This window comes from Hymenobacter crusticola (assembly GCF_002154225.1).
Classification (GTDB): Bacteria; Bacteroidota; Bacteroidia; order Cytophagales; family Hymenobacteraceae; genus Hymenobacter; species Hymenobacter crusticola.
In genome coordinates, this window is record NZ_MTSE01000006.1 from 26,426 (window position 1) to 51,330 (window position 24,905).

20 protein-coding genes are annotated in these 24,905 nt (G+C 56.9%); 12 read left to right on the forward strand and 8 right to left on the reverse strand.

Translation table 11 applies throughout. The features are described 5' to 3' along the window. Nucleotides 1–93 precede the first annotated feature (93 nt). Entirely contained in the window at nucleotides 94–786 is a 693-nt protein-coding gene (locus tag BXP70_RS13065) for a hypothetical protein (RefSeq protein WP_086594543.1), read from the reverse strand. Nucleotides 787–1,237: 451 nt separating this feature from the next. Then, nucleotides 1,238–3,046 carry a serine hydrolase gene (locus BXP70_RS13070; protein ID WP_179197684.1) on the reverse strand — a complete coding sequence of 603 codons (1,809 nt, stop codon included), beginning with the start codon at nucleotides 3,044–3,046 and terminating at the stop codon, nucleotides 1,238–1,240. Nucleotides 3,047–3,709: 663 nt separating this feature from the next. Here BXP70_RS13070 and BXP70_RS13075 point away from each other — a divergent pair. From BXP70_RS13075 to BXP70_RS13095, 5 genes are all read left to right on the forward strand, one after another. Then, nucleotides 3,710–5,362 (forward strand): TldD/PmbA family protein, encoded by a 1,653-nt coding sequence (locus BXP70_RS13075; RefSeq protein ID WP_086594545.1) that lies wholly within the window; start codon nucleotides 3,710–3,712, stop codon nucleotides 5,360–5,362. 42 nt (nucleotides 5,363–5,404) lie between these two features. Next, nucleotides 5,405–6,739: a TldD/PmbA family protein gene (locus BXP70_RS13080; protein WP_086594546.1), complete on the forward strand. Its 1,335-nt coding sequence runs from the start codon at nucleotides 5,405–5,407 to the stop codon at nucleotides 6,737–6,739. 78 nt (nucleotides 6,740–6,817) lie between these two features. Continuing rightward, on the forward strand, nucleotides 6,818–8,473 hold the full coding sequence (locus BXP70_RS13085) for a TldD/PmbA family protein (RefSeq protein ID WP_086594547.1): 1,656 nt from the start codon (nucleotides 6,818–6,820) through the stop codon (nucleotides 8,471–8,473). Nucleotides 8,474–8,615: 142 nt separating this feature from the next. Further along, nucleotides 8,616–10,268 carry a TldD/PmbA family protein gene (locus BXP70_RS13090; RefSeq protein ID WP_086594548.1) on the forward strand — a complete coding sequence of 551 codons (1,653 nt, stop codon included), beginning with the start codon at nucleotides 8,616–8,618 and terminating at the stop codon, nucleotides 10,266–10,268. Nucleotides 10,269–10,378: 110 nt separating this feature from the next. Further along, on the forward strand, nucleotides 10,379–11,704 hold the full coding sequence (locus tag BXP70_RS13095; RefSeq protein WP_086594549.1) for a TldD/PmbA family protein: 1,326 nt from the start codon (nucleotides 10,379–10,381) through the stop codon (nucleotides 11,702–11,704). A 75-nt stretch (nucleotides 11,705–11,779) separates the two neighbouring features. Here BXP70_RS13095 and BXP70_RS13100 read toward each other — a convergent pair whose 3' ends face one another. From BXP70_RS13100 to BXP70_RS13110, 3 genes are all read right to left on the reverse strand, one after another. Then, a complete protein-coding gene (locus BXP70_RS13100) occupies nucleotides 11,780–12,475 on the reverse strand; it encodes a porin family protein (RefSeq protein WP_086594550.1) in 696 nt (231 codons plus the stop codon). 148 nt (nucleotides 12,476–12,623) lie between these two features. After that, on the reverse strand, nucleotides 12,624–13,283 hold the full coding sequence (locus BXP70_RS13105; protein WP_086594551.1) for a porin family protein: 660 nt from the start codon (nucleotides 13,281–13,283) through the stop codon (nucleotides 12,624–12,626). 79 nt (nucleotides 13,284–13,362) lie between these two features. After that, the gene (locus BXP70_RS13110; protein ID WP_086594552.1) at nucleotides 13,363–13,968 is read right to left on the reverse strand and encodes a porin family protein; all 606 of its coding nucleotides are present in this window, start codon (nucleotides 13,966–13,968) and stop codon (nucleotides 13,363–13,365) included. A gap of 220 nt (nucleotides 13,969–14,188) precedes the next feature. Between BXP70_RS13110 and BXP70_RS13115 the strand changes: the two genes are divergently transcribed. Continuing rightward, nucleotides 14,189–14,812, forward strand: a complete 624-nt coding sequence (locus BXP70_RS13115) for a DUF4159 domain-containing protein (RefSeq protein ID WP_086594553.1) — start codon at nucleotides 14,189–14,191, stop codon at nucleotides 14,810–14,812. Nucleotides 14,813–14,882: 70 nt separating this feature from the next. On the opposite strand, the gene BXP70_RS13120 is transcribed toward BXP70_RS13115, so the two are convergent. Further along, the gene (locus tag BXP70_RS13120; protein WP_143436487.1) at nucleotides 14,883–15,539 is read right to left on the reverse strand and encodes a hypothetical protein; all 657 of its coding nucleotides are present in this window, start codon (nucleotides 15,537–15,539) and stop codon (nucleotides 14,883–14,885) included. Nucleotides 15,540–15,703: 164 nt separating this feature from the next. Between BXP70_RS13120 and BXP70_RS13125 the strand changes: the two genes are divergently transcribed. From BXP70_RS13125 to BXP70_RS13145, 5 genes are all read left to right on the forward strand, one after another. After that, nucleotides 15,704–16,681: an AAA family ATPase gene (locus BXP70_RS13125; RefSeq protein WP_086594555.1), complete on the forward strand. Its 978-nt coding sequence runs from the start codon at nucleotides 15,704–15,706 to the stop codon at nucleotides 16,679–16,681. A gap of 45 nt (nucleotides 16,682–16,726) precedes the next feature. Then, nucleotides 16,727–17,605: a DUF58 domain-containing protein gene (locus BXP70_RS13130; RefSeq protein WP_086594556.1), complete on the forward strand. Its 879-nt coding sequence runs from the start codon at nucleotides 16,727–16,729 to the stop codon at nucleotides 17,603–17,605. Nucleotides 17,606–17,703: 98 nt separating this feature from the next. Then, nucleotides 17,704–19,278 carry a BatA domain-containing protein gene (locus BXP70_RS13135; protein WP_086594557.1) on the forward strand — a complete coding sequence of 525 codons (1,575 nt, stop codon included), beginning with the start codon at nucleotides 17,704–17,706 and terminating at the stop codon, nucleotides 19,276–19,278. Next, nucleotides 19,275–21,530 (forward strand): DUF4175 domain-containing protein, encoded by a 2,256-nt coding sequence (locus BXP70_RS13140; protein WP_143436488.1) that lies wholly within the window; start codon nucleotides 19,275–19,277, stop codon nucleotides 21,528–21,530. The genes BXP70_RS13135 and BXP70_RS13140 overlap by 4 nt, the downstream gene beginning before the upstream one ends. A gap of 15 nt (nucleotides 21,531–21,545) precedes the next feature. Next, nucleotides 21,546–23,345: a hypothetical protein gene (locus BXP70_RS13145; RefSeq protein ID WP_086594559.1), complete on the forward strand. Its 1,800-nt coding sequence runs from the start codon at nucleotides 21,546–21,548 to the stop codon at nucleotides 23,343–23,345. Nucleotides 23,346–23,470: 125 nt separating this feature from the next. Here the strand turns inward: BXP70_RS13145 and BXP70_RS13150 are convergent, their stop codons facing one another. Next, nucleotides 23,471–23,668, reverse strand: a complete 198-nt coding sequence (locus BXP70_RS13150) for a hypothetical protein (protein ID WP_086594560.1) — start codon at nucleotides 23,666–23,668, stop codon at nucleotides 23,471–23,473. 209 nt (nucleotides 23,669–23,877) lie between these two features. Then, nucleotides 23,878–24,156: a hypothetical protein gene (locus BXP70_RS13155; protein ID WP_086594561.1), complete on the reverse strand. Its 279-nt coding sequence runs from the start codon at nucleotides 24,154–24,156 to the stop codon at nucleotides 23,878–23,880. A 135-nt stretch (nucleotides 24,157–24,291) separates the two neighbouring features. Here BXP70_RS13155 and BXP70_RS13160 point away from each other — a divergent pair, with 135 nt between their 5' ends. Beyond that, nucleotides 24,292–24,879, forward strand: coding sequence for an RNA polymerase sigma factor (locus tag BXP70_RS13160; RefSeq protein WP_086594562.1), 588 nt, complete (start codon nucleotides 24,292–24,294; stop codon nucleotides 24,877–24,879). The last annotated feature ends 26 nt before the right edge of the window (nucleotides 24,880–24,905 follow it).

Below are 24,905 nucleotides of genomic sequence, written 5' to 3' on the forward strand. Positions count from 1 at the left end.
GTTTTAAGTGTTGAATGGTGGATGCGAGGAGCAGAGTGAGGACTGGTGCCGAGCTAGGTGTTACCAAGGCCCGCTATTCAGCTACTCATTCACTCAGTTGCTCTTGACCATAGCACCGACGGCTTGGCGGTGCGCTTTCAAGTCGGTGGTGGCGCTGGCGTTAGCTAGCTCGTAGGAGGCCAGGGCCGCAGTGGCTTTTTGGCGCTCGTCGTTGAGCTGCTGCTGGGCGGCCACGAGTTGCTGACTCTTCTCCTCTAGCTTGCGCGTGAGGTCGGCTAGGTCGGCTTGCAGTTGCTTTTCTTGTTGCAGGAGCTGCACGATAGCGCCAGGTGGTGCCTTCAGCGTTTGGGTCTCGCCAAGCTTTTCGCGGTGGCGTTCGAGCACTTTGTTGCGGTCGGCAGCTAGCTTTTGCTCAAACTGATCGGCGGAAGCTAGCAGGCTAGGCAAGTCGAGGCCGGTGATGGCGGCAAAGGCGTTGAAGGCCGTTTGGTAGAGCACCGGGCCGGCTAGGCCGCTGGCCGCCATGCTCTTCACCATTTTGGTGTAGGCCACGAAGTCTTTGCCGTCGCCGGCCAGCAGGGCGCTGATATGGTCGAGGTGGCGCTGCTCAGGCTGTGTGACCACCGGCGCTGTTCCGAAGGCCGCTGGACTAGCTGCTACCGGCGGCGTGTAAGGCGTTTGCGCCGTCGGCAGCGGCCGGGTTGGTTCGGCCTTCGCCGCGCCGTGGCCGTCGTCTTCGATGAAAAAGTCTTTCGCCGCTTTGGCGATGTTGTCCAGGATAGCCATTGGAAAGGCAGGTTGGTGATTGAGTACATGGACCTAAATCCAACACCGGTGCCGTTCCCAGAAAGTTATTTCAACAAATTATACAAGTACTTGATTTTCAGCAATATAATAAAAATATTCTTGTAGTTTTGAAGGCTTAACAGTGGTATTTTTTCCATTATGAAAATGGATTTCTTTTCAGAACAGCAAGCAAAACAGCCGGCTTGATCTGCTGACTAGCTAGCCCCAACGGGACAATCGCTTGATAGTAATCCAGCAACCCAAAAACCAAGCAAGCCCCAGCGGGGTGACACCTAACCTAGGTGTCACCCCGCTGGGGCTTGAATTTCTTTGAATGAACCAACTGCTACCAACCTGCTGCCTCACTGGGGCTAGTCACTACCGAATGACCTTTTAGCACAGATTTTCAGACAACAGCTTTATATCTCAGAATGACAGCTCCGGGCTGCTTCTACTCTTTGACAAAGCGCCGCACTACCTCTTTATCTTTTGCGTGCATACGCAGCAAATAAAGCCCGGTCACTAAGCTCCCAACACCTACTTTGCTGCCCGGCTCCAACGTCCCGCTTTGCACCGATACCCCTTCGTCATTCACCACGTCGTAGGTTAATGAATGACGTAGGTTCTTGATAGACAGCTCATCGAAAGTTGGGTTAGGATACACCTCTAGCTCCAATTCATTGAGAGCCAATAGGCTAGCTTCTTCATGCAAAGCTAGCGTTGGGTTGCCTGCCACCGTGTATACAGGCTTGCCGTTTGTAGCAGCGTTTTGTGCGTATTCGACTACCCGCGCATAGTACGTGTGCCGGGGATCTAGCCCTCTGAGAAGGACAGCATTGGTATCGCCGTTGGCCACCACAAAGGTACCATTGCCTAGGTCAGTGCCTTGGCCGAAAGTTGCATGGGCTAGGTAGTGAATGCCATCTACCGGGAGAGCATCCACGGGGCTGTCGGCTTTTAGCAGTACCAAGCGGCGAGTGCCGTTACCGTTGCGCCACTGCAGCTGCGCGCTGACCGAGTCCGGGATAGTGGTGGTAAGCTCCGTGGCATTCAACTCAGGCGCGAACAGATCGTGCTCTGGCCAATTGACGACGCCACGCACGCACGACCACCCCAATCGGTCCAGATCTTTCCAGAATTGCGGGTCGGGGCTGCTGCTGTTCAGCAAGATAGCCCAGGTGTAGCCGCTGTTCGTGCGCACTAGGTAGCTAGCCGACCCATCGAGGTAACCGGCGTGCCACCACCCATTTTGCCCGACCTGCCACCCCTTGGCGTAGCCAGAGTTTATGGTGGAAGGCTGTGCCATCGTGCTAATGGTGGCGGGCGCCAGTACATCAGGCCGGGTTGCAAACCCATCGGCGGCTAGCAGCAAGCGCACTAGGTCGCGCGCAGAAAACAGCCAGCCCCCGTGCGCACTCATTGCTTCCAGGTTGAAGCCCCCATAGGCCCGCGGCACTTTCTGGCCAGTGCCGTAACAGGACGGCATGCGGCCGGTGCTCTGATACTCGCCTTCTAACTCTTGTCGGTCGCCCAAGCGGTTGCGACCTAGCTGTGCTTCCAGTACGCCACTTGGTAGCAGTAATTGTTCGCGCACCCACTTCTCATACGCCTGATGCGTAACCACTTCCACTAGTTTGCCGAGCACCAAATAGCCAATATTCGAGTACGCGTAGTGCGTGCCGGGAGCATAATTCAACCCCTTCGTCAGCATGAAGCGCACCAGCGTTGAATCGGCCACGGGGTTTGAAGCCTTCATGGCCTCCGTTACGTGTAAGGGAAAATCGATTGGGTCGCAGCCGCCGAATCCATCGCAGCCGATGGTACGATCCCAACCAGCGGTATGCTCCAGCAGCTGTTGCACTGTGATGTCGTAGAGACGCTGATCTGTGATGGCATCGTTGTAGTAAGCGCCACGGAGGTAGCCCGCTGGCCCAAACACCTTGTGCGATAGGCTAAGCTGGCCTTGCTCCACCAACTTCATAACGGCCAGCGCCGTTACGGATTTCGACACGCTTGCCACTCGCAACAAGTGGAAAGGACGCAAAGGAGTAGTGCGAGCTAGGTCGGCGTAGCCGAAAGCTCGTTCGTACAGAAGTTTACCATTGCGCGTGATGGCGACCGAGGCACCTAGCACGTTCCAGCGCTTCACAAAGCGCTGCACAGTCGTATCGCAGGAAGCTAGCTCAGGAACCGAAATGCCCGTTTGGGCCGCTGCTTTTAAGGTAAGTAGTACAAAAAGGAGAGTAACTATTTTCTTCAAATACGGGCAATAAGCAGGCAAATCAATGCCGTAAAAAGCAGCATTGCAGCACCTTTGTACACGGAATAGTTTTAATAATAAGACCCGCAATAAACGGGTAGCAGCGCTTTATCTAATCCTGGGCGACCTGATTACTAGCACCCTGAATTATAACAAGCTACCGCTCATTACAACTTTGCACCTTATGCTAGCTCCACTAATTTAAGAAGGTAGCAAAGGAATTTCCAGCCCCTCTAGCTCATACCATATCTTTAATTGATTCAATAACTCTCAGCGCGGATACTGCTGAGTGCTCTAGCAGAAAACGGCCAGAACATACAACCTACTTATCTGCCTCGTCCAAATCCAAAAAGCGTGCCTGACAACCAAGAACTTCACCTAGCTTCGGCTTAAGTATCCAGGAAGCATTTTAACGATTACTTAGCAATACAGCGGGAATGAGGCCGGTTGAATAATAACTACCTAGCCCCTACCAACGATGGGGTTATACTGCGCAGAAGTAGCACCAGCGACCAAAGTAGGTTGCTATTTTAAGGGTAAATATTCTTGCGCAGCTGCTTCTCTTTGAATGCAGCCCTGATTTATAGGCTGCGTCTTTTGGTTTGAGTTTCCCGCATTTCTGCCTAAACTACGCTACTAATTCATTCCAAAACCTATATTCCTTTGAAAAGACGTGACTTTGTGGGTCTGACCAGCCTGGCAGCCGGCGCGTTGTTTCTGCCGAGCATTCCTGGCTTCGGGGGCAACTTGGTGGATCCAGAACGCTTGCTCGAACAGGTGGACCCAGCCGTGAAAAAGCGGCTCGCCGACGCAGCCCTGAACGCGGCCAAGTCGGCGGGGGCCAGTTACACTGATGTGCGCATCGGCCGCTACTTAAACCAAAGCGTTTTCACCCGTGAGAAGCAGGTGCAGAACATTGCTAGTGGGGAGAGCTATGGTGCAGGGGTGCGCGTCATTGCCAACGGCACCTGGGGCTTTGCCGCTACCAACGACGTGAGTGAGGCGGGGCTAGCTAAAGCGGCTCAAATGGCCGTGGCTATCGCCAAAGCCAACTCCAAGGCACAGAAAGAGCAAGTGCAGTTGGCCCCGCAGAAAGGCTTCGGCGAGGTGAGCTGGAAAACGCCGATTGTGCAGAATGCCTTTGAGGTGCCTATTGCCCAGAAAGTGGAATTGCTATTGGCCGCCAACGCCAAAGCTCTCGACAATGGAGCTAGCTTCGTGAATTCGTCGCTATTTCAAATCAACGAGCAGAAGTACTTTGCTAGCACCGACGGCTCCTACATCGACCAAGATATTCACCGCATCTGGCCAACCTTCACGGTTTCCGTTGTTGACCGGGCTACGGGTAAGTTTCGCTCGCGCGACGCGCTCAGCTCGCCCATGGGCCTCGGCTACGAATACCTCACGCCCAAAGCCCAAGATCAAGTAGCGGGCCCCGCCGGTACGGGCCTCATCGGCTACCGCAACAGCTATGATATGTTAGCTGATGCCGCCCTAGCGGCTAAACAGGCAAAAGAGAAAATCACGGCCAAGTCGGTAGTGCCGGGCAAGTACGACCTTGTGCTCGACCCCAACCACCTAGGTCTGACCATTCACGAAAGCATCGGGCACGCCCTGGAGCTCGACCGCGTGCTTGGCTATGAGGCAAACTACGCTGGCACCAGCTTCGCCACCCTCGATAAGTGGAAAACCAAGAACTTTCAGTACGGCTCGAAACTAGTAAACATCGTGGCCGATAAAACGCAGCCCGGCTCCCTCGGTGCCGTGGGCTACGACGACGAAGGCGTAAAAACTGGCCAGTGGGACCTCATCAAGAATGGTGTGCTGGTGGACTACCAGAAAATCCGTGACCAGGCGGGCATCGTGGGACAAGACCACTCGGATGGCTGCTGCTACGCCCAATCGTGGCAGGATGTGCAGTTTCAGCGCATGGCCAACGTGAGCCTACAACCCGGCACAACGAAGATGAGCGTGGACGACATGATTAAGAACGTGGACAAGGGCATCTACATTGCTGGTCGCGGCTCTTACTCTATTGACCAGCAGCGCTACAACTTCCAGTTCGGTGGCCAGACGTTCTATACCATTGAAAAAGGCAAAATCGCGGGGATGATTGAAGATGTAGCTTACCAAGCTAATACGCAGGAGTTCTGGAACAGCTGCGCCGCCATCTGCGACCAATCCGATTACCGCATGTTCGGCTCCTTCTTCGACGGCAAAGGGCAGCCGTCGCAAGTGTCGGCCGTGAGCCACGGCTCGGCCACCACGCGCTTCAACGGCGTGAACGTCATCAACACCGCCCGCAAGATTGGCTAAGCGCCCTCAGTAGTATACTCGCAAATCACCACATCAACATACATGGCAATTCTTTCCAAAGACGAAGCGCAGACCATCCTCAAAAAGGTACTTGGCTTCACCACGGCCGACGAGTGTGAGGCTACGCTCAACGGCCAAATCGGCGGCAACGTTCGCTCGGCGCGTAACACCATTTCTACGGCAGGCGCCGTCGACAACGTGTCGCTGGCCGTGGAAGCACGGTTTGGCAAACGCTCCGGCGTAGCTACCTGCAACCAGTTCGACGACGCAACGCTACGCCGCTGTGTGCAGCGCGCCGAAGAAATTGCGAAGCTAGCTCCCGAGAGTCCCGAGTATGTGCCGCTGCTCGGCCCGCAGCAATACCTAGCTGCCCCGGCTTCATTTGCGCAAAACACGGCCAACATCACGCCCGACTACCGCGCCCAGCAAACAGCCGCCAGCATGAAGCTGTGCGACACGAAAAAACTGAGCTCCGCGGGCTTCTTGGAAGACTCAGCCGGGTTCATCGCCAAGCGCAACAACAAAGGACTCGAAGCTTACCAGCAGGTCACGAATCTTTCGTACTCCGTAACGGTACGTACCCCCGAGGGTACCGGCTCGGGCTATGCCACCGCCGACTACAACGACATCAGCAAGTTCGACGCGGCGCGCCTGACGCAGATTGCGGCCGATAAAGCTACCGGCTCGGTGGCTGCCAAGGCCATGGAGCCTGGCAAGTACACCGTGATTTTGGAGCCAGCCGCGCTGGTGGCCAACACCGATGCCTCTTTATTAGGAGCGCTCATGAACGCTTTCGACGCGCGCAACGCCGACGAAGGACGCTCCTTTTTGAGCAAGAAAGGCGGCGGTAATCGCAAGGGCGAGAAGATGTTCGATGAGCGCGTAACCATCTATTCTGACCCTAGCAACGCAGAAATTCCCGACCTGACGTTCTCCGGCGACGGTCGCCCGCAGAAGAAGATGACCTGGATTGAGAAGGGCGTGGTGAAAAATCTGTACTCGTCACGTTTCTGGGCACAAAAGGCTGGTATTCCCGACATTCCGCGCCCCGGCGGCTGGATTATGGAAGGGGGCACCCAGACCACGGCAGACCTGATCAAGGGCACGGCCAAGGGCATTCTGGTCACGCGCTTGTGGTACATCCGCCCTGTTGACCCCCAAACGCTATTGTTCACGGGCCTCACGCGCGACGGTACGTTCTACATCGAGAACGGCAAGATCAAGCACCCAGTCAAGAACTTCCGCTTCAACGAGTCGCCCGTTATTATGCTCAATAACTTGGAAGCCATTGGCAAACCCGTGCGCTTGGCCGGCAACCTAGTGCCGCCCCTGAAGATCCGCGACTTCACGTTCACCAGCTTGTCAGACGCGGTGTAGTCGGTAGCGCGGAGCGTGGCTCCGCGCCCGCCGCACTTATCCATCTTTTTTCCTCTGGCATACCAAAACTCTACTCCTTTGAAAAGACGTGACTTTGTAGGACTGACCAGCCTAGCCGCTGGCGCCTTGTTTTTGCCTAGCATCCCAGGCTTCGGCATGGGTAACGCCGTTGATCCGGCGCAATTGCTGGAGCAAGTAGACCCCGCCATTAAGAAGCGCATGGCCGACGCGGCCCTGAATGCCGCTAAGTCGGCGGGGGCTAGCTATGCTGATGTGCGTATTGGCCGCTACCTCAACCAGGGCATTTTTACCCGCGAAAAGCAGGTGCAGAACATTGCCAGCACCGAAAGCTACGGCATTGGGGTGCGCGTCATTGCCAACGGCACCTGGGGCTTTGCCGCTACCAACGACGTGAGCGAAGCCGGCGCCGCCAAAGCCGCCCAAACGGCTGTCGGCATTGCCAAAGCCAACTCCAAGGTGCAGAAAGAGCAAGTGCAGTTGGCCCCGCAGAAAGGCTTCGGCGAGGTAAGCTGGAAAACGCCGATTGTACAAAACGCTTTCGAAGTACCCATTGCCCAGAAAGTAGCGCTGCTGCTGGCCGCCAACGCCAAAGCCCTCGACAACGGAGCTAGCTTCGTGAACTCGGCGCTGTTTCAGGTGAATGAGCAGAAGTACTTTGCCAGCACCGACGGCTCTTACATCGACCAGGATGTGCACCGCATTTATCCTACGTTTGGGGTGACGGTGGTCGACCGAGCTTCGGGCAAGTTCCGCTCGCGGCAGGCGCTCAGCTCGCCCATGGGCCTCGGCTACGAGTACCTCACGCCGAAGGCGGCTGATAAAGTAGCAGGTCCGGCGGGTTCCGACGTGACGGGCTATAAGATGAGCTACGACATCTTGGAAGATGCCGCCGCCGCCGCCAAACAAGCCAAAGCTAAAATCACGGCCAAGTCGGTAGTGCCGGGCAAGTACGACCTCGTGCTCGATCCACACCACCTAGGCCTGACCATCCACGAAAGCGTGGGTCACCCCCTGGAGCTCGACCGCGTGCTCGGTTATGAAGCCAATTACGCCGGTACCAGCTTCGCCACGCTCGATAAGTGGAAAAGCGGTAAATTCCAGTACGGCTCGAAAGAGGTGAACATCGTGGCCGACAAGCTGCAACCCGGCTCCCTCGGCGCGGTGGGTTACGATGACGAAGGCGTGAAAACCAAGGAATGGGACCTGATCAAGCAAGGTATTCTGGTGAACTACGAGAAGATTCGCGACCAGGCCCAAATGGTGGGCCAGAACGAATCGGATGGCTGCTGCTACTCGCAGTCGTGGCAGGACGTGCAGTTCCAGCGCATGCCCAACGTGAGCCTGCGCCCTGGTCAGGGCAAGCTTTCCGTCGATGAATTGGTGAAGGGTGTGGATAAGGGTATCTACATCGCTGGCAACGGCTCCTTCTCCATCGACCAGCAGCGCTACAACTTCCAGTTTGGCGGCCAAGTGTTTTACGCCATCGAGAAAGGCAAAATCACGGGCATGCTGGAAGACGTGGCCTACCAAGCCAACACGCAGGAGTTCTGGAACAGCTGCGCCGCCACTTGCGACGCTTCTGACTATCGCTTTGCGGGTTTCTTCAACGATGGCAAGGGTCAGCCGGCGCAGAGCTCAGCCGTGAGCCACGGCTCGGCCACCACGCGCTTCAATGGCGTGAACGTGATTAACACCGCCCGCAAGATCGGCTAGGAAGCCTAGCCAACTTATTGAAGATTTGTTGAAGTGGGGTGGAGATGCCAGATTGTGCATTTCCACCCTATTTTACTTACTTGGCAGGCCAGTTCAACCAGCGTATTAGCGGCTGGTTTTCACTACTTAACACCTACTTTCTATGCGTCGTCGCGACTTTATGGGGCTGACTGGCTTAGCCGCCGGCTCGTTGTTTTTACCCTCGCTGCCGGGTTTTGGGGGCACGCCGGTTGATGTGGGCCGCATGCTGGAGCAAATAGACGTTGCGGTGAAAAAGCGCCTCGCCGACGCCGCACTTAATGCCGCCAAATCGGCGGGGGCCAGCTACGCCGATGCGCGCGTGGGGCGCTACCTCAACCAGTATGTGTTCACGCGCGAGAAGCAGGTGCAGAACATCGTGAATACGGAAAGCTACGGCGTGGGAGTGCGCGTGCTGGTGAATGGCGCCTGGGGCTTTGCCGCCACCAACGACGTAAGCGAGGCCGCCGTAGCGCAGGCTGCCCGCGAGGCCGTATCTATTGCCAAAGCCAATGCCCGTCTGCAAAAAGAGCCCGTAAACCTAGCCCCGCAGCGTGGCTATGGTGAGGTGAGCTGGAAGACGCCCATCGAGCAGAATGCTTTTGAGGTGCCCGTGAAGCAGAAAGTAGACCTCTTGCTCGCAGTAAACGCCAAGGCCATGGAGAACGGCGCCAACTACGTCAGCTCCACGATTTTTCAGGTGAACGAGCAGAAGTACTTTGCTAGCACCGATGGCTCCTACATCGACCAGGATGTACACCGCATTTGGCCCACGTTTAACGTGACGGCCATCGATCGGGCTTCCGGCAAGTTTCGCACGCGCGACTCCCTCGGTACCTCCATGGGCCTAGGTTACGAATATCTCACGCCCCGTGCCCAAGACAAAATAGCCGGCCCCGCTGGTACAGGTGTTGTTGGCTATAAGCTGCGCTACGATATGCTCGAAGACGCTGCCCTAGCCGCCAAGCAAGCGAAAGCTAAGCTCACAGCCAAGTCGGTGGTGCCGGGCAAGTACGACCTCGTGCTCGACCCTGACCACCTAGGGCTGACCATCCACGAAAGTGTGGGCCACCCCTTGGAGCTCGACCGCGTACTCGGCTATGAAGCGAACTATGCCGGTACCAGCTTCGCTACCATGGATAAGCTAAAATCGGGCAACTTTAAATATGGTTCGCCGGTGGTGAACATCGTGGCCGACAAGCTGCAACCCGGCACGCTTGGCGCCGTGGGCTACGACGACGAAGGCGTGAAAACCGGCGAGTGGGACCTGATCAAAGGCGGCGTGCTAGTGAATTACGAGAAGATCCGCGACCAAGCACAGGTGGTGGGCCAGGACCACTCCGATGGTTGCTGCTACGCTGATTCCTGGAGCAACGTGCAGTTTCAGCGCATGCCCAACGTGAGTTTGCGGCCCAATCCCAGCAAGCTGCGCGTAGACGACATGATCAAAGACGTCGACAAAGGCATCTACATCGTGGGGGCTGGCTCTTACTCTATCGACCAGCAGCGGTATAACTTTCAGTTTGGCGGCAAGCTCTTCTTTGCTATCGAGAAAGGCAAAATTGCCGGTCAGATTGAAGACGTGGCGTACCAGTCGAACACGCAGGAGTTCTGGAACAGCTGCGCCGCTACTTGCGACGCCTCCGACTACCGCTTCCTAGGTACGTTCTTCGACGGCAAAGGCCAACCACCGCAAATTTCGGCCGTGAGCCACGGCTCGGCTACCACGCGCTTCAACGGCGTGAACGTCATCAACACCGCCCGCAAGATTGGGTAAACCTTTCGCTGTTTGCTCTTGGCTGCTGGCTGTTTGCTTTTTAAGTTGACTGTCAGAATAAAAGCTAGGGGTAAATAGCCATCAGCTACCAGCTCCTTATTCAAAAAAATATGGCAATCCTTTCGCAAGAACAAGCCCAGGCTATTCTACAGAAAGTGCTCAGCTTCAGCAAGGCCGATGAGTGCCAAGCAACGCTCACGGGCCGCACGGCGGGCAATATTCGCTACGCGCGCAACAACGTGAGCACGGCGGGCCACTCTGATAACGTGTCGCTGGCTGTGGAATCGCGGTACGGCAAGCGCTCCGGCGTCGCAACATGTAATCAGTTCGATGATGATACGTTGCGCCGTTGCGTGCAACGAGCAGAGGAAACAGCTAAGCTAGCACCTGAAGACCCGGAGTACATGCCTATGCTAGGGCCGCAGCAATACCTAACGCCCAACTCTTTCGCGGCCAAAACGGCGGGCGATACGGCCGACGCGCGCGCCCAAGCCGCCGCTGATAGCATTGACCTGTGCGTCGCCCGCAAGCTTACGGTAGCCGGCTTTCTGGAAAATAGCACCAGCTTCCGGGCCCTGCGTAACAGCAAGGGCCTACAAGCCTACCAGCCCGAAACGTTCGTCGACTTCTCCGTGACGGTACGCACCCCCGACGGCACCGGCTCGGGCTACGCGGTGGCTGACTACACGGATGTGGGCAAATTCAACGCAAAAGCTCTGACGCAGATTGCGGCTGATAAAGCTGCGGGCTCGGTGGGCGCCAAAGCCATGGAGCCTGGCAAGTACACCGTGATTTTGGAGCCGGCCGCGCTGGTATCGGACGAGGGCTTGCTCAACCGCCTCTTCTACGAGCTAGGTGCTCGCGAAGCCGACGAGGGCCGCTCGTTCCTGAGCAAGAAAGGCGGCGGCAACAAGCTAGGTCAGAAACTATTCGATGAGCGCATAACCATCTACTCGGACCCCACTAACCTAGAAGCGCCCGGCCGCGTGTTCGACGACGAAGGGCAACCCGTGAAGAAAATGACCTGGGTTGAGAAGGGCGTCCTCAAGAACCTGTACTACTCCCGCTTCTGGGCACAGAAAAGCAAGGCTACCGCTACGGCTTTCCCCAGCAACTTTATCATGAGCGGGGGCACCCAAAGCACGGCGGACCTGATCAAGGGCACGGCCAAGGGCATCCTGGTCACGCGCTTGTGGTACATCCGCGACGTCGATCCGCAGTCATTGCTCGTAACGGGCCTCACGCGCGACGGCACGTTCTACATCGAGAACGGCAAGATCAAGCACCCAGTCAAGAACTTCCGCTTCAACGAGTCGCCCGTTATCATGCTCAATAACATCGAGGCTATCGGCAAGCCCGTGCGCCTAGGCGGCAACCTAGTGCCGCCCCTGAAGATCCGCGACTTCACGTTCACTAGCCTGTCAGACGCGGTGTAAGCCCGGTCATTTTCAGAGCAACAAAAAGGCCCGTAGCATATGCTACGGGCCTTTTTGTTGCTCTGAAATTACGCGTTAGAAGGCATAGCCTAATGAGAACTCCACTACGCGGTTGTGAAGCCCGCCAAAACCTAGGGAGGTGCGCGCTTCTTGCGATTGGGTATTGTTGTCGATGTTGGTGAGGCCGTAATTGATGCGGGTTGCGATGATTAACCCATTCTTCAAATCGACCCCTAGGCCACCGCACAAGGCCACATCGCTCTTGTAGTCCTTCGTCGTTTCTACGTCAGCCGTCTGATAGGTAGTGCCACTGGAGCTCGACATGGTGTACCCCGTCTGCCCTACTTGGCGCCCCGATAGCAATAAGCCGAATTGTGGGCCAAACTGAATGTTGAATACATCACCTAGGTAGACTTTGGCTAGGATCGGCACGTTCAGATACGAGAGTTTAGTCTTGTTCACGATGTCCATCGACCCCAGCGGAACCGTGTTGTTTGACCCCTGTTGCGAGTACGTTATTTCGGGTTGCAGCGCAAAGTGATTGGAAGGCCGATAGCGCATGAAGGCGCCCAGGTGCAAACCAGCTTTGTACTCAGTGATTTGGTTGACCGTTCCATCGAGTACCGCTTGGCTCACGCCAGCCTTCACCCCAAAGCTCGTCGTTGATGCTGATCTGGAAGAATACTTGTGCCGAGCGCGTGATTGTGCTTGTGCACTGTTGGTAGTCAATACGATACCACCTAATAAAACGAAAGAGTAAAGCGCTTTCATTATGAAAACAATACGTAGTAGAATGTATAAAATCTTTCAAATATATATAAACATTAATTTTTTACCCTGCGCCTACTGATGCTCCCCACTAAAAAAAGCCCTAGGCAGACTCGCTACCTAGGGCTGAAACCAACGATGCAGCGGTGACTCAACGCGCCGCTAGCTGATAAGTAAGTGAGGCTTGCACTACCTGATTTTTGAGGGGACCCGTGTAGTTTGCGTACTGCGTGTCTTTGCCTTCGGTAATGGAGAGCAGCCCCGTATACCCACGCACGCCCAAGCCAAAGCTAGCAGGAAGGTTCACGCCGACACCAGCGACCAGACCTAGGTCTGCTCGGCGGTAGGTATCGGTAGCGTACCGGTTGTAAGTAGTTGAGTAGGAACCCAAAAAACTCCCGTAAGTATTGGTTCCCTTCTCTTTAGCGTCTAGCAGAAACCCAACTTGCGGGCCAGCTTCCAGGTAAAACCAGCCAACTGTTGCCCGGGCTATAATGGGTACATTCAGATAGCGCAGCCGTAGCCGATAGTTAGCATCATAGCCCCCGTCGGCAACGCCCGATTCTACGATATGCATGTTCATGCGCTGGTTGCTAAACTGCACCTCGGGCACCAGCGACCATCGCTCCGTGAGCTTTTTCTCGTAAAACACACCCAGCTGGTAGCCGGCCCGGCTCCGAGTATCTACCTCGTGAAATTCTTTGACTTTGGCCGAAACGGAGGCAGTGTTAGCTCCCACCCGAATGCCAAGCTGTGCGTGGACCGTGCCAGCACAAAACAGTGCGACTAACAGAACAGCAAGTTGCTTCATAGCTAAGTGTTATGAAATAGAGGATCGTTGTGTACAACGAGAGCTTACACCACCGCTCAAGGGTTGCATCGCGGCGCGACTACTTACCGAGTTGCAAGGCCACGTAGCCCTGGAACACGCGGTTTTTGAGCCGGGCGTCGTTCACGCCGCTGAGGTTATCCACGTCGTTGATGTTGTTCATCCCCGCGTTGAACCTAGCTCCCACTAGGAAGTACCCTAGCTTCAGACCAGCCCCGGCGCACAGGCTGAAGTCGCCGCGCTTGAAGTCGTTGGTAGCCGTGCGTTTCAAGTCAGCGTAGGTGCTGGTGCCGGTTTGCATGGTGCCGTCCTTCTCTGCTTTGTAGAGAAAGGAAAATTGCGGACCAGCTTCTACGAATACGGGTCCAATTCGCACCTTCGCTAGCACCGGCAAAGAGAAGTAGTTTAGCTGGTTATCAAAGTTCTCGAACTGCGTTTTCCAGCTGCTTTTGTTGAGCGAGTACAGCAGCTCGGGCTGGATGGAGAGCGGACCTAGGATGTTGGCCTCGTAGAAGATGCCCGCGTGGTAGGAAGTACTGTACTTAGTGTTGGCGTCGATGTTTTCGCCGTTCAGTACGGCTTGGTTGATACCGGCTTTTATACCGAACTGAGCTTGGGCGCTGAAAAACAGCAACAAACAAGGCAGTAGCAGGGCTAATCGTTTCATACAAATAGGGGTTAGCGTGGAAGCAAGGTTAATGCATTGCAATACGCAGAAAAACAAAATCTATTGTACGCTTTGCTTCGATCGGTACATCTTCCCGGTCAGCTACTAATCAATTTGATATTAAATGCGAGGTTTTTTTGCGAAGTAAGCTAGGTCTGAGCCACCTTAGAGGCCGTAGTTGTGTCTCTTGCCTGTTTTTCGTTCGTCTGTCGTCTTCTTTATGCCCGCTCCCTTCACCTTCGTGCGCCTTCAATACCGCTCCGGCGACTGGGATGGCGTGGATGAGCGCATGCCTACCAACCTGCTTCACTCGCTTATTCAGTACACGAAAGTGCCCGTGGCGACCAAAGAAAAAGTAGTAGCCCTCGACAGCCCCGAGCTGTTCAACTACCCATTCTGCTACCTCTCTGGGCACCGCCTAGTGCAGTTTTCGGCGCAGGAGAAGAAGAACTTCACGCAGTATGTGCGCAATGGCGGCTTCGTGTTCGTGGACGACTGCAACCACGACATCGACGGCCTATTTGCCCGCTCCTTCGAGGAGCAGATGCGCCAATGTTTCGGGGCCAGCGCCCTCAAGAAAATCCCCAAAACGCACCCCGTTTACAGCTCCTTTTTCACCTTCAAAGACGGTCCGCCGCCTACTTCCTTCGAGCTCAACGGCTGGGGCGACGACCTCGTGCACGATTACCTGAAAGGCATCGAAATCAATGGCCGTCTCGGCGTGCTCTACTCCAACAAAGACTACGGCTGCGAGTGGGACTACGACTTCCGCAACAAGCGCTTCCTGGCCGAAGACAACACCAAGTTTGGGGTAAACATCCTGATGTACGCCCTGACGGCCTAGGTCAGGAGCTGGGCAACCGCAACAGCCATTTTCTACATACCTCACCCAGTCCCACTAGTCTATGGACTACTCAGAATTGATACCCAAGTCCTATCCGCAAAGCCATCTGCCAGTTTTGGGTGCTCAACATTTCTAATGCAATCGGATCCCGAAAGTACTCAGGCTGCCTTGCTGAAGTTCGGTCAGGGCGTAGTCGAAACCAATAGCCTACTCCTAGGCCTGGGTCCAACACCATTCGATGATGCAGTGAGTCGTCCAGTGGTATTTGCCAGCCGATCAACAACTCAGCGCCGCCCTGGCTACTACTCGTGAAAATGCGTCCATTGTCGAATGTTTCGCGTCGGACTGCCCGATAGCGCAGCCGAGGCGAGACGTACAACGCGTCGTGATGCGACTGCAACAGATCGAAGAAGTAGTAGCGCGCTTGCAAAGAGCCGCCCCGCTGGCGCTGATCTGATAGTATTTTACCCCATTGCAGTTCGGCTCCTACGCTCGTTCGCTTGTTCAGGAACTGTTCCCCCGATAGCAGCAACGGCGCAGTAGTCCCGCCATTCAACGTACTGATAGGAATCCAAAAGCACGCCGCCAACATATCTACCCGAATGATACTACCAGGCTTCGAGGTCGCAGAAGAATCAGATGCTGCTGCAAAAGATTGCAGTGGCAGTAACAGCGATAAGGCTACTAGCAGACGAAAAAAGCGGGTTAAAATAAGATGATGGTTCATTCCGAAAGAAAGGAGTATCACCGTCGATTAACCAACCAAAATGCCAGCTAGTCAGACATCACATTCAGGCCAATTACCTGCGCATTTATAGATAATAAGCAGCCTTACTCAGTAAAATCAGACTTTACAATACACTGCTCGCCAGCTCAAACTCTTTCCTCATTGTGACTGAAGCTAACGTTCGTCAACTCCTCGCCAAGCTCCCGCCGCTGCGGGAGGAAATCGGAAAAATTATCGTCGGCCAGACGCAGGTGCTCGATGAAGTGTTGGTAGCCTTGCTGGCCGGTGGCCACGCGCTGCTTGAAGGGGTGCCAGGCCTAGCTAAAACGCTGCTCGTGCGCACCCTAGCTAGCGCTACCGACCTGCCCTTCCGCCGTATTCAGTTCACCCCCGACCTGATGCCCACCGACATCCTTGGCACGGAAGTGTTAGAGGAAGACCACGGCACCGGGCACCGCTCCTTCAAGTTCAACGAGGGTCCTATCTTCGCCAGCCTCGTACTCGCTGACGAAATCAACCGCACGCCGCCCAAAACTCAAGCTGCCCTGCTTGAAGCTATGCAGGAAGGCCACGTGACCTACGCCGGTCAGGAGCACGCCCTACCCAAACCCTTCTTCCTGCTTGCCACCCAGAACCCCATCGAGCAGTCGGGCACGTATCCGCTGCCGGAAGCCCAGCTCGACCGTTTTCTACTGTACATCCGCATCGGCTACCCCACCGAGCAGGAGGAGCTAGCTGTACTTAGCGGCACCACCGGTACGGCGCGCGCGGAAGTGCGCTCGGTACTCGGGGGCGAAGACATCCGGCAGCTTCAGCAGCTGGTACGTCAGGTGAGCCTCAGCCCCGAGCTGCTCAGCTTCGTAAACCGCCTCGTGCGCGCTACACGCCCGGCGACGAGCACGGTAAAATTTATTCAGGATTATGGCCGTTGGGGCGCAGGTCCGCGGGCCGGGCAGGCGCTTATTCTCTGCGCCAAAGCGAGGGCGCTGCTGCAAGGCCGGTTTGCTGCCACCCTCGACGACATCAAAACCCTGGCGCCGCCGGTACTGCGCCATCGTGTGCTGCTGAACTTCAACGCCGAAGCCGAAAACCTCACTCCTGATGATGCCGTGGCGGAGCTGCTGAAAGCTGTGCCGGTGTAGACCTAGGTACTTGAAGCTTAAAGACAAACACCCAATAACCAACCGATGCTCAATCCCGAAATTCTGCATGCGCTGCGCAACCTACCGCTGTCGGCCAAGCAAGCTGCTGAAGGCTTCTTGGCAGGGCAGCACCTGAGCCGGCGGCGGGGTGTGGGCATGGAGTTCAGCCAGTACCGTCCCTACCAGCCCGGCGACGACCTGCGCCGCCTCGACTGGCGCCTAGCCGCCCGCTCCGACCGCTACTACATCCGCGAGTCGGAAGTGGATACGAGCGTGACGGTGCACCTGCTGCTCGATGCCAGTGCCAGCATGAACCACCAGGATGATAACGGGTTGCGCAAGCTAGATTATGCCCGCCTGCTCCTGGCAGCGCTGGCTTACCTAGCTCAGAACCAGGGCGACGCGGTGGGCTTGACGATTTTGCACCCCAAAGGGCTGGAACACATTCCGCCCCGCTCGGATGCGCGCCAGCTACCTAGGTTGTTTCATGCGCTAGAAAGTGTAGCGGCGGCGGGTAGTTTTCCGAGTACCAGCACCCTAGCGCCTCTCACCGCGCGCCGGCAGCGGGCCCTGACCATTTGCGTGAGCGATTTATACGAGGAAGAAGCTGAAATTAATAGCCTGCTCACGCGGCTGCGCGTGGCCTCGGGTGAGATTCTGCTGCTGCATCTGCTGGCCCACAACGAGTTGCACTTCACGTACCGCGGCACCGTCACCTTCGAAGACCTCGAAACGGGCCAAACGCTTCAGCTTGATGCCGACCAACAACGCAAAACCTACCAGGAGGAATTGCAAGCCTGGCTGCGCGCCACCGCCCAGGAAGCTCGGCGCCAGGGCTTTGATTACCACCAACTCGACTCCGCCGAACCGTTGGACCGCGCCATGCGCGAGTTCCTGCGGAAGCGGGACTCGATGAGTAACTGAGCAGCTAGGTAACTGAGTAAAGATGTGAAAACGACAACGTTCTATTACTCAGCTGCTCTAGCGAAACTACTCCGTTATTCAATTACTCCGTTACTCTAATGGCCGCTTTTCTTCTTCAACATCCTATGGCCGGCGGGCTGGCGCTACTTGGCATCTTAGTGCCCCTGGCGATTCACTTGTGGAATCGGCGGCCGGGGCGCTTGGTGCAAGTAGGCAGCCTGCGGTGGCTGAGCACAGCCGCCAACCGCCGGATGCGCAACCTGAAGCTAGAGCAGCTGTTGCTTTTGTTGCTGCGGGCTGCCGTTGTCGCCGCTTTAGCCCTGGCCGTGGCTGATCCGGCCCGTTTGATTCCGGCGCCCCCTCGCCACGGGCAAATACTGCTAAGCCCTGATTTACTTGGGTCTAGCTCGTTGGCCGCCGTGCGCACCACCGTCGATTCGTTGCGCAAGCAAGGCTATGAGCTGCGGCAATTAGCGCCGGGGTTGCCACGCCTCTCTGGGGCAGCATGGCGGCGTTTCGACTCCCTGGCTACGGCTACCAACGTGCCCACACGCTTCGAACCTAGCCCCGACAATCTATGGGCCCGTGTGCAGCAAGCGGCCGATTCTTTGCCGGAGCGCCCACTCCACGTCTTCACCCTTGCTACGCAAAGTAGCTTCCGCGGTACCCGCCCGACGCTACCGAGCACAGTGCATTGGCAAACGGTACCCGCCGCCGATTCAGGCACTTGGGTGCAAGCGGCTTACCAGACCCCGCGGGGTGACAGCCTGCGTTTACTCCTAGGTTCCAGCAACGAAGCGGCTACTCAATTCCGGACAGTGGCTATGCGCTTGCCTTCTGCCAACGGCGAGGTGCGGGTACCCGGCCTACCACCCTTGCGCTACGAAGCTAGGTCGAATGGCCGGGCCGTATTGCAGCCAACGACGGGCCCAGCCGTGCCCGTGCAAACGGCGGCGCTGCGCTTGGCTATTTACCACGATGCTGCTCACGCCCAGGATGCCAAATACATGCAGGCTGCCCTGCGGGCGGCTAGCCTTGGTTTGCCTATCACACCCCTACTAACGGTAGCTACCACGCTTCCTGCGGCTACGCAGCAACTCGATTGGCTTTTCTGGCTGAGCGATACGCCCGTGCCTGCTGCCTGGCAACAACGCACCACCCGAGGCCTTCGCCTTTGGCAAGAAGCGGCAACGGCAGGCGTGCCTACCAATGCTACACTCGCTCAGCCGAGTACCCAACCTATTCGCTTACTCCGGCGCGACACGCTTGCCTCCTCGCCGGCAGGCCTAGAGCTCTGGCTTGATGGCCAGGGGCAGCCCGTGCTCACGCGCACATCGCAGGGACGGGGCGCTACCTACCATCTGCATACCCGCCTGCACCCCAGCTGGAGCGAGCTAGGTAGCAGCGCCGAGCTACCCACCTTGCTCTTACCCTTGCTACAGCCCGATCTGCCCACATCAGCTGCCCAACCCTACGACCGGCGTAGCTTAGCTGTTTCGCAAATTCTTTCGCTAAAGCAGGCGACAGCGGCATCGCCCCGTGCGCACTTAGTCACTCCGCCAACCTATGCTGATGTGCGGCCGTGGGTAGTGATGCTGGCAGCCCTCTTGTTTGGTTTGGAACGCTGGCTAGCCCGGCGCCGCGTCGTTTCTTCCGCATCTGCAACCGTATGAGTCCATTAGCTTCTTCTGTTGTTTCGAGCCTGGCGCCGGCGATGGCCACTCTGCGCGCGGTGTGGCGCAGCTACGCGCAGCGGCGCACGCTGGCCCTTTTGCTACCAGCAATAGGCCTAGGGGTGTTGCTAGCCATGAGTTGGCTACGCTGGCCAGCAGCACGCTGGTATGTGGTGGGAGCAAGCGCCATCGGGATTGGCTTTCTCCTGTGGAAGCTCTGGCAGATCTGGCAGCCAGACTTTTCGGACCTAGCCCGCCGCCTCGACCGCCGTTTCGCTGGTCTGGAAGACAGCACCGGCTTGCTCCTGCACGACCCATCGGCGTTGAACTTGCTCGGTCAACTCCAGCAACAGCACGTAGCCTCGCACCTAGCCGAGCTGCAAAACACCGAACGTCCTTTGCTGCCCGTAGGCTTTCGGGGACCAGCGCTGTTGGCCGGGCTAGCCTTGGTAGCGGCGCTTGGGCTAGGGTTGCTGAAACCCAAAGCTGCTACAGCGCCAGCTACCGCACCGCCCGTGGCCCTGCACTTTTCTGAGGATACGCCGAAGGGTGTCACTCCGCCGGCCGCCCCGCGCATTGTAGAAACCCGAATCTTGGTAACTCCGCCCGCCTACACACGCCGACCTACGTTTGCGGCCGCGCAGCCATCGTTTCAGTGCCCGCAGGAAAGCCAAGTGCGCTGGACGGTGCGCGTTAGCCGCCCGACGGGTGTTGCGCCCGAGCTAGAACTTGGCAAGCTCCGCTTAAAGCTCCGCCCCGTCGCTGGTCAGCCTAGCGTGTTCACGATAGAACAAACACTGCTCACATCGGCCCTGTACAGACTCCGGTTTGCCGGCCACACCTCCGATGACTACGCCATCGACGTGCAGGCCGATCAGAGCCCGGTTATCCAAATCCAAACGCCGAAGCCTTATACACTGGTTGAGTTTGGCACCAAGCCACAAGTACCTGTGCGGGTAGCCGTCCGCGACGATTATGGCCTCACACGTGCGCAGCTGGTTGCCACCGTGGCCCAAGGACAAGGAGAAGCCGTGAAGTTTAAAGAAACCAAAGCGGACCTGAGCAGCGCCCTGCACGGCCAGGAGCAGGTAACCTTGGCGCACTTGCTCAACTTACCCAAGCTAGGTCTGACCTACGGCGACGAGGTTTATTTCTACGTGCAAGCCTGGGACAACCACCGCCACCTCACCCGCTCTGATACGTACTTGGTGCAGTGGGAAGATACCACGGTGCAGGAAAGCACCACGGATATCTCCCTGGGCGTGAATGTAGTACCGGCTTACTTCCGCAGTCAGCGTCAGATTATTATTGACACAGAAAAGCTGCTGACCGAACGCAAGGGCCTAACAGCGGAGGCGTTTGCTGAACGCGGCAACAACCTAGGTTTCGATCAGAAAGTGCTGCGCTTGCGCTACGGCAAATTTTTGGGCGAAGAATTCGAGAAAAGCCTAGGGGCAACTGCTGGTCCTACCGCCGATGCCGACCACCACGAGGAAGGCAAAGAAGGAGAAGCCGGCCATGAGGAGCACGGCGAAGAAGAGCACGACCATGGCCAAACGGGTGGCCGCCCTAGCACTTCCCCGACGGCTACCACCGACGCCCTCATGGAGCCCTACATGCACCGCCACGACGACTCCGAAACGGCCGACTTTTTGGAACCTGCCGTGAAAGCCAAACTCCGCGGCGTATTGGCGCAAATGTGGGAAGCAGAGTTACGCCTGCGCACCGCCCGCCCCGCCGAAGCCCTGCCCTACGAATACCGCGCCCTGCGCCTGCTCAAGCAAGTACAGCAACAGACCCGCGCCTACGTCCGCAAGCTAGGCTACGAGCCGCCGCCCATGCCCGAGGCTACCCTGCGACTCACCGGCGACCTAGCGGGTGCCGCCGCCCCCAAAAACCAGCAGCAAGTGGCGGTTACGCCTGCCCAACCTGCCGTGCGCGATGCCTTGCGGGTGCTAGGAGCTATTCGGCAGCAGCAAACGATACCCGCCGCCGATGCGCTTCTGCTCGACCGCGCAGGTACAACTCTCGCCCAAGCAGCCGTGCAAAAACCGGGAGCCTATCTGCAAGCCTTGAGTCAGCTGCGGCAACTAGCCGCCGACGTCCGGGCGGGCAAAGCGCCTTGTACCAGCTGCCTACCCGCCATCGAGCGGGCGCTGACGGCACTGCTGCCGCCTCCCGCCCCCGCTCCCGTGCGCCCCGCCGGCCCCGACCGATTGGCCCGGCGTTATTTTCAGGAACTAAGCCGCTAAGCGTTGCCCACCAGCATGCCTCATTCGTTTCCGTTTTATCTTCTGCTTACGCTCTGTGTCGTCCTGATCATCGGGCTTGTCGTGGCAGCACTGCGCCGGGCTAATCGGCAGCACCTCGCGCTGCGCCTTGTAGCGAGCGTGCTGGCCGTGGCCGGCTTGTGGCTGACGGCTTATCCGCCTACGCATCCGGTGGCAGGCACGCGCCAAGCAGCAGTATTGCTCACCGACAATTATTCCGCCGATACACTTCAGGAGCTGTTGCGGCACCTAGGTCCGGCGACGCGCGTATGGCGCTACCGCCCTACCACTGCGACGGATACGCCTGCTTTAAGCAGCCTGCTAGCACTGCGGGAGCAATTACCGACCTTGCGTCAATTACATGTACTTGGCCAAGGGCTGCCAGTTGCCGATCTGCCGGAGCTAGGTTCGCTTGGCGTGGTGCATCACCCGGCCGCCACCAAAGCAGGCTTTCGCACCGCGCAATGGAGCCGGCAGGTGGCGTTGGGACAAACAGTAGAGGTAGAAGGCTTTTTCGAACAAGCCCCCACGGATCAGAAGCAATCTACCTGGGTTTATTTGAGCGCTGCTGGCAGCCACCGCGACTCAGTGCGGCTTCCCGCCACTCAAGGCGCTTTTCATCTCCACTACCAACCCCGGGCTGTTGGTCGGAACGTCTATGAGCTGCTTGCTCGCCGCGATGGCCAGGAGCTAGCCCGCGAACCAGTGCCCGTGGAAGTGTTACCAACCCGGCCCTTGCGGGTGCTGATGCTAGCTAGCACTCCTTCCTTTGAGTTCAGATTTCTGAAGAGCCATCTGGCTAGCCGCCAACACGTAGTTGCGTTGCGTACCGGTCTTAGCCGGGGCCTTAACCAGACGGAGTTTTTGAATCAGCCCACCCAGGACATCAGCCGCTTAACGGCTCCGGTGCTGGCCCGTTATGATGTGCTGCTAGCTGACGCCGGTAGCGTCGGGGCGCTGACAAGCGCCGAAAGCCAAGCCCTGCAAAATGCCATCCGTACCACCGGGCTAGGGTTCTTGCTGCTCGCCGACCCTTCTCCCCTACCCCGCACCTCGCCCGCCCGCACCGATTTTGCCGTGGTGGCGCGGCCTGTTAGTGTTGCGGCCCCGCAGCCCGTGCAATGGCCCGGTAGCCCTGGTAAGCTGACCACGCTCGTGCCCGCCGTGTTGCGGCCAACCCCGCTGCTGCGTCCACTTATCACTGATGCGCAACAGCATTCTGTTGTGGGAGCAGCGCGCCTGGGAGCTGGTACGGTAGTGGTTTCGGTGTTGCCGGCTACTTACAGCTGGGCATTGCAAAATGCCGCCGCGGCCTACGAGGCCTATTGGAGCCGTCTGCTTACGGCGGCGGCTCGTCCGTTGGCGCCAACGGCTCGTTGGCAAGTGCTAGATGCTTGGCCCAAGCCGAACAGCCCACTCACGTTGCGCTTAGCGGCTACCTTTCCGGCAACTCAACCCAAAGTAGTAGAGCCGGCGCAAAGCACCGTGCGCGTAGCTCTCCAACAAGATACTCGCTTGCCTGAGTGGAGTACGGCCTACTATTGGCCTACTCAAGTTGGCTGGCATCGAGTGGAAGCGGCGGGCCAAACGCCTGGTTGGTTTTACGTCTATGATCACCAAAGCTGGCAGTTGCCTGAGCTACGTAGCCGGCAACAGGCTGCAGCTATGCGGGTGACTACAACCAAGGCTAGCCTCGCCGGGACGTCAGTTAGCACGCGCGAAGCGTGGCCTAGCGTATGGTTTTTTCTTTTGTTTCTGCTTGCAGCTGGTACACTCTGGCTCGAGGAGAAACTATAATCAGCAGTTAGCGTCGAGGCTTTGTTGAGTAAGAAACTCTGGTGAACAGCCATGCGGCAAAGCAAAGTTAGCCGCGGTTCTGCCGTTGACGCTGGTATACGTTTTTCGGAATTACGCCGGCTTTTCTAATAGCGAATATCCGGGTGCCCACTGAGCATATTATCCTCGGTATCGCCAATCAGGTAATCACCTAGGGCAAAGACGTTTTTAGTTGGCTTGCTGTGGCCCGGGCGCTCGGAGGTTAGGTTGGGAGAAATACTCACAACAGGCACAGAGGCCACCGAAGTATCGGTGGTGACTGATAAAGATATGGCGGCTTGCACGGTAGAAGTAGGACGATAGAATGGGGAGTTGTACGACAGCCATATCTACAAAAAGGCCGCCACAAACCACAAACGGCAAGATTAAATTACTTTATGTATTTAATATATAAATTAACTAATATTACAAATACAAAAGAAAAGCCCGCATTCTGAGGGGAATACGGGCCTTTTGTTCGTGTGCGCCGGCATATACCGGCACATGATTACCTTTACTGAGCAGTAGTCGAACCAGTCGTACCGGTCGTGCCAGCAGTCGTTGCACCTTCCGTGGTGGTAGCACCACCTTCAGCAGGAGCAGTCATGGCGCCAGCAGCAGCCGAATCGGTAGTAGTCGTAGTAGAAGCCGAATCCGTGGTAGTAGCAGGAGCCGAAGCTTCAGTCGAAGTCGATTCAGTAGTAGTGGTAGTTTCAGCGGGCTTCGACTCGCACGAAGTTAGAACGGTAGCGAATGCGAAAGCTAGAGCAGATACCTTCAGGAGATTCTTCATCTTGATGTTAAGTTTGAAAACTTTTTGTCTGAAAAACGTCCTTCATACCGGCATTCTTAGAAGGTAACCCACAGATGAAAAATATTTTTTTGGCGGGTTACCAGACCTGCTGCAACGTATTAACAAGCAAAGCGAATGGGTAAGGGTCAACCTTCCTACACCGATGAAGAGTTTGTGACGGCTATCCGTCGCGGCGACGACCGGGCGCTAGCCCAACTCTACCGGCTACACTTGCCGATGGTTTCTCACTTTGTGCTGCAAAACAGCGGCACCGAAGACGAAGCCAAGGACGTGTACCAGGAGGGGGTAATGGTGTTCTACGAGAAAGTACGCGACGGTTCCTTGGAACTTAGCTGCCAGATCAAGACCTACCTATACGCCGTGTGCCGCCGTTTGTGGTTGAAACGCCTCGCCGAGAAAGGCCGCTTTGGTGGCCGCCTCGACGACCACGAGCCCTTCCTCGAAACCGGAGCCGAGGCCGACCTAGCCGAAGCCGAGGAGCGCGACCGGCGCTTTGCCCTGATGGGGGAAGCGCTAGAGCAGATCGGGGAACCTTGCCGTTCGCTTTTGGAAGGTTTTTACTTGCTGGATCGTTCGATGCAGCAGCTCACGGCAGATTTTGGCTATACCAACGCCGACAACGCCAAGAATCAGAAATATAAGTGCCTAGTGCGCCTGAAAAAATTATTTTTCTCTCACTACAAGGAAGAAGAATCTTACTAAAAGCGTTGCAAGGTATGCTACTGTGG

Bases quoted from the DNA above. Each gene is read 5' to 3' on its own strand.
- BXP70_RS13120 (WP_143436487.1), bottom strand. From the start codon at position 15,539: ATGAACCATCATCTTATTTTAACCCGCTTTTTTCGTCTGCTAGTAGCC.
- BXP70_RS13140 (WP_143436488.1), top strand. From the start codon at position 19,275: ATGAGTCCATTAGCTTCTTCTGTTGTTTCGAGCCTGGCGCCGGCGATG.
- BXP70_RS13110 (WP_086594552.1), bottom strand. From the start codon at position 13,968: ATGAAACGATTAGCCCTGCTACTGCCTTGTTTGTTGCTGTTTTTCAGC.
- BXP70_RS13155 (WP_086594561.1), bottom strand. From the start codon at position 24,156: ATGAAGAATCTCCTGAAGGTATCTGCTCTAGCTTTCGCATTCGCTACC.
- BXP70_RS13115 (WP_086594553.1), top strand. From the start codon at position 14,189: ATGCCCGCTCCCTTCACCTTCGTGCGCCTTCAATACCGCTCCGGCGAC.
- BXP70_RS13065 (WP_086594543.1), bottom strand. From the start codon at position 786: ATGGCTATCCTGGACAACATCGCCAAAGCGGCGAAAGACTTTTTCATC.
- BXP70_RS13080 (WP_086594546.1), top strand. From the start codon at position 5,405: ATGGCAATTCTTTCCAAAGACGAAGCGCAGACCATCCTCAAAAAGGTA.
- BXP70_RS13145 (WP_086594559.1), top strand. From the start codon at position 21,546: ATGCCTCATTCGTTTCCGTTTTATCTTCTGCTTACGCTCTGTGTCGTC.
- BXP70_RS13090 (WP_086594548.1), top strand. From the start codon at position 8,616: ATGCGTCGTCGCGACTTTATGGGGCTGACTGGCTTAGCCGCCGGCTCG.
- BXP70_RS13105 (WP_086594551.1), bottom strand. From the start codon at position 13,283: ATGAAGCAACTTGCTGTTCTGTTAGTCGCACTGTTTTGTGCTGGCACG.
- BXP70_RS13130 (WP_086594556.1), top strand. From the start codon at position 16,727: ATGCTCAATCCCGAAATTCTGCATGCGCTGCGCAACCTACCGCTGTCG.
- BXP70_RS13100 (WP_086594550.1), bottom strand. From the start codon at position 12,475: ATGAAAGCGCTTTACTCTTTCGTTTTATTAGGTGGTATCGTATTGACT.
- BXP70_RS13160 (WP_086594562.1), top strand. From the start codon at position 24,292: ATGGGTAAGGGTCAACCTTCCTACACCGATGAAGAGTTTGTGACGGCT.
- BXP70_RS13095 (WP_086594549.1), top strand. From the start codon at position 10,379: ATGGCAATCCTTTCGCAAGAACAAGCCCAGGCTATTCTACAGAAAGTG.
- BXP70_RS13135 (WP_086594557.1), top strand. From the start codon at position 17,704: ATGGCCGCTTTTCTTCTTCAACATCCTATGGCCGGCGGGCTGGCGCTA.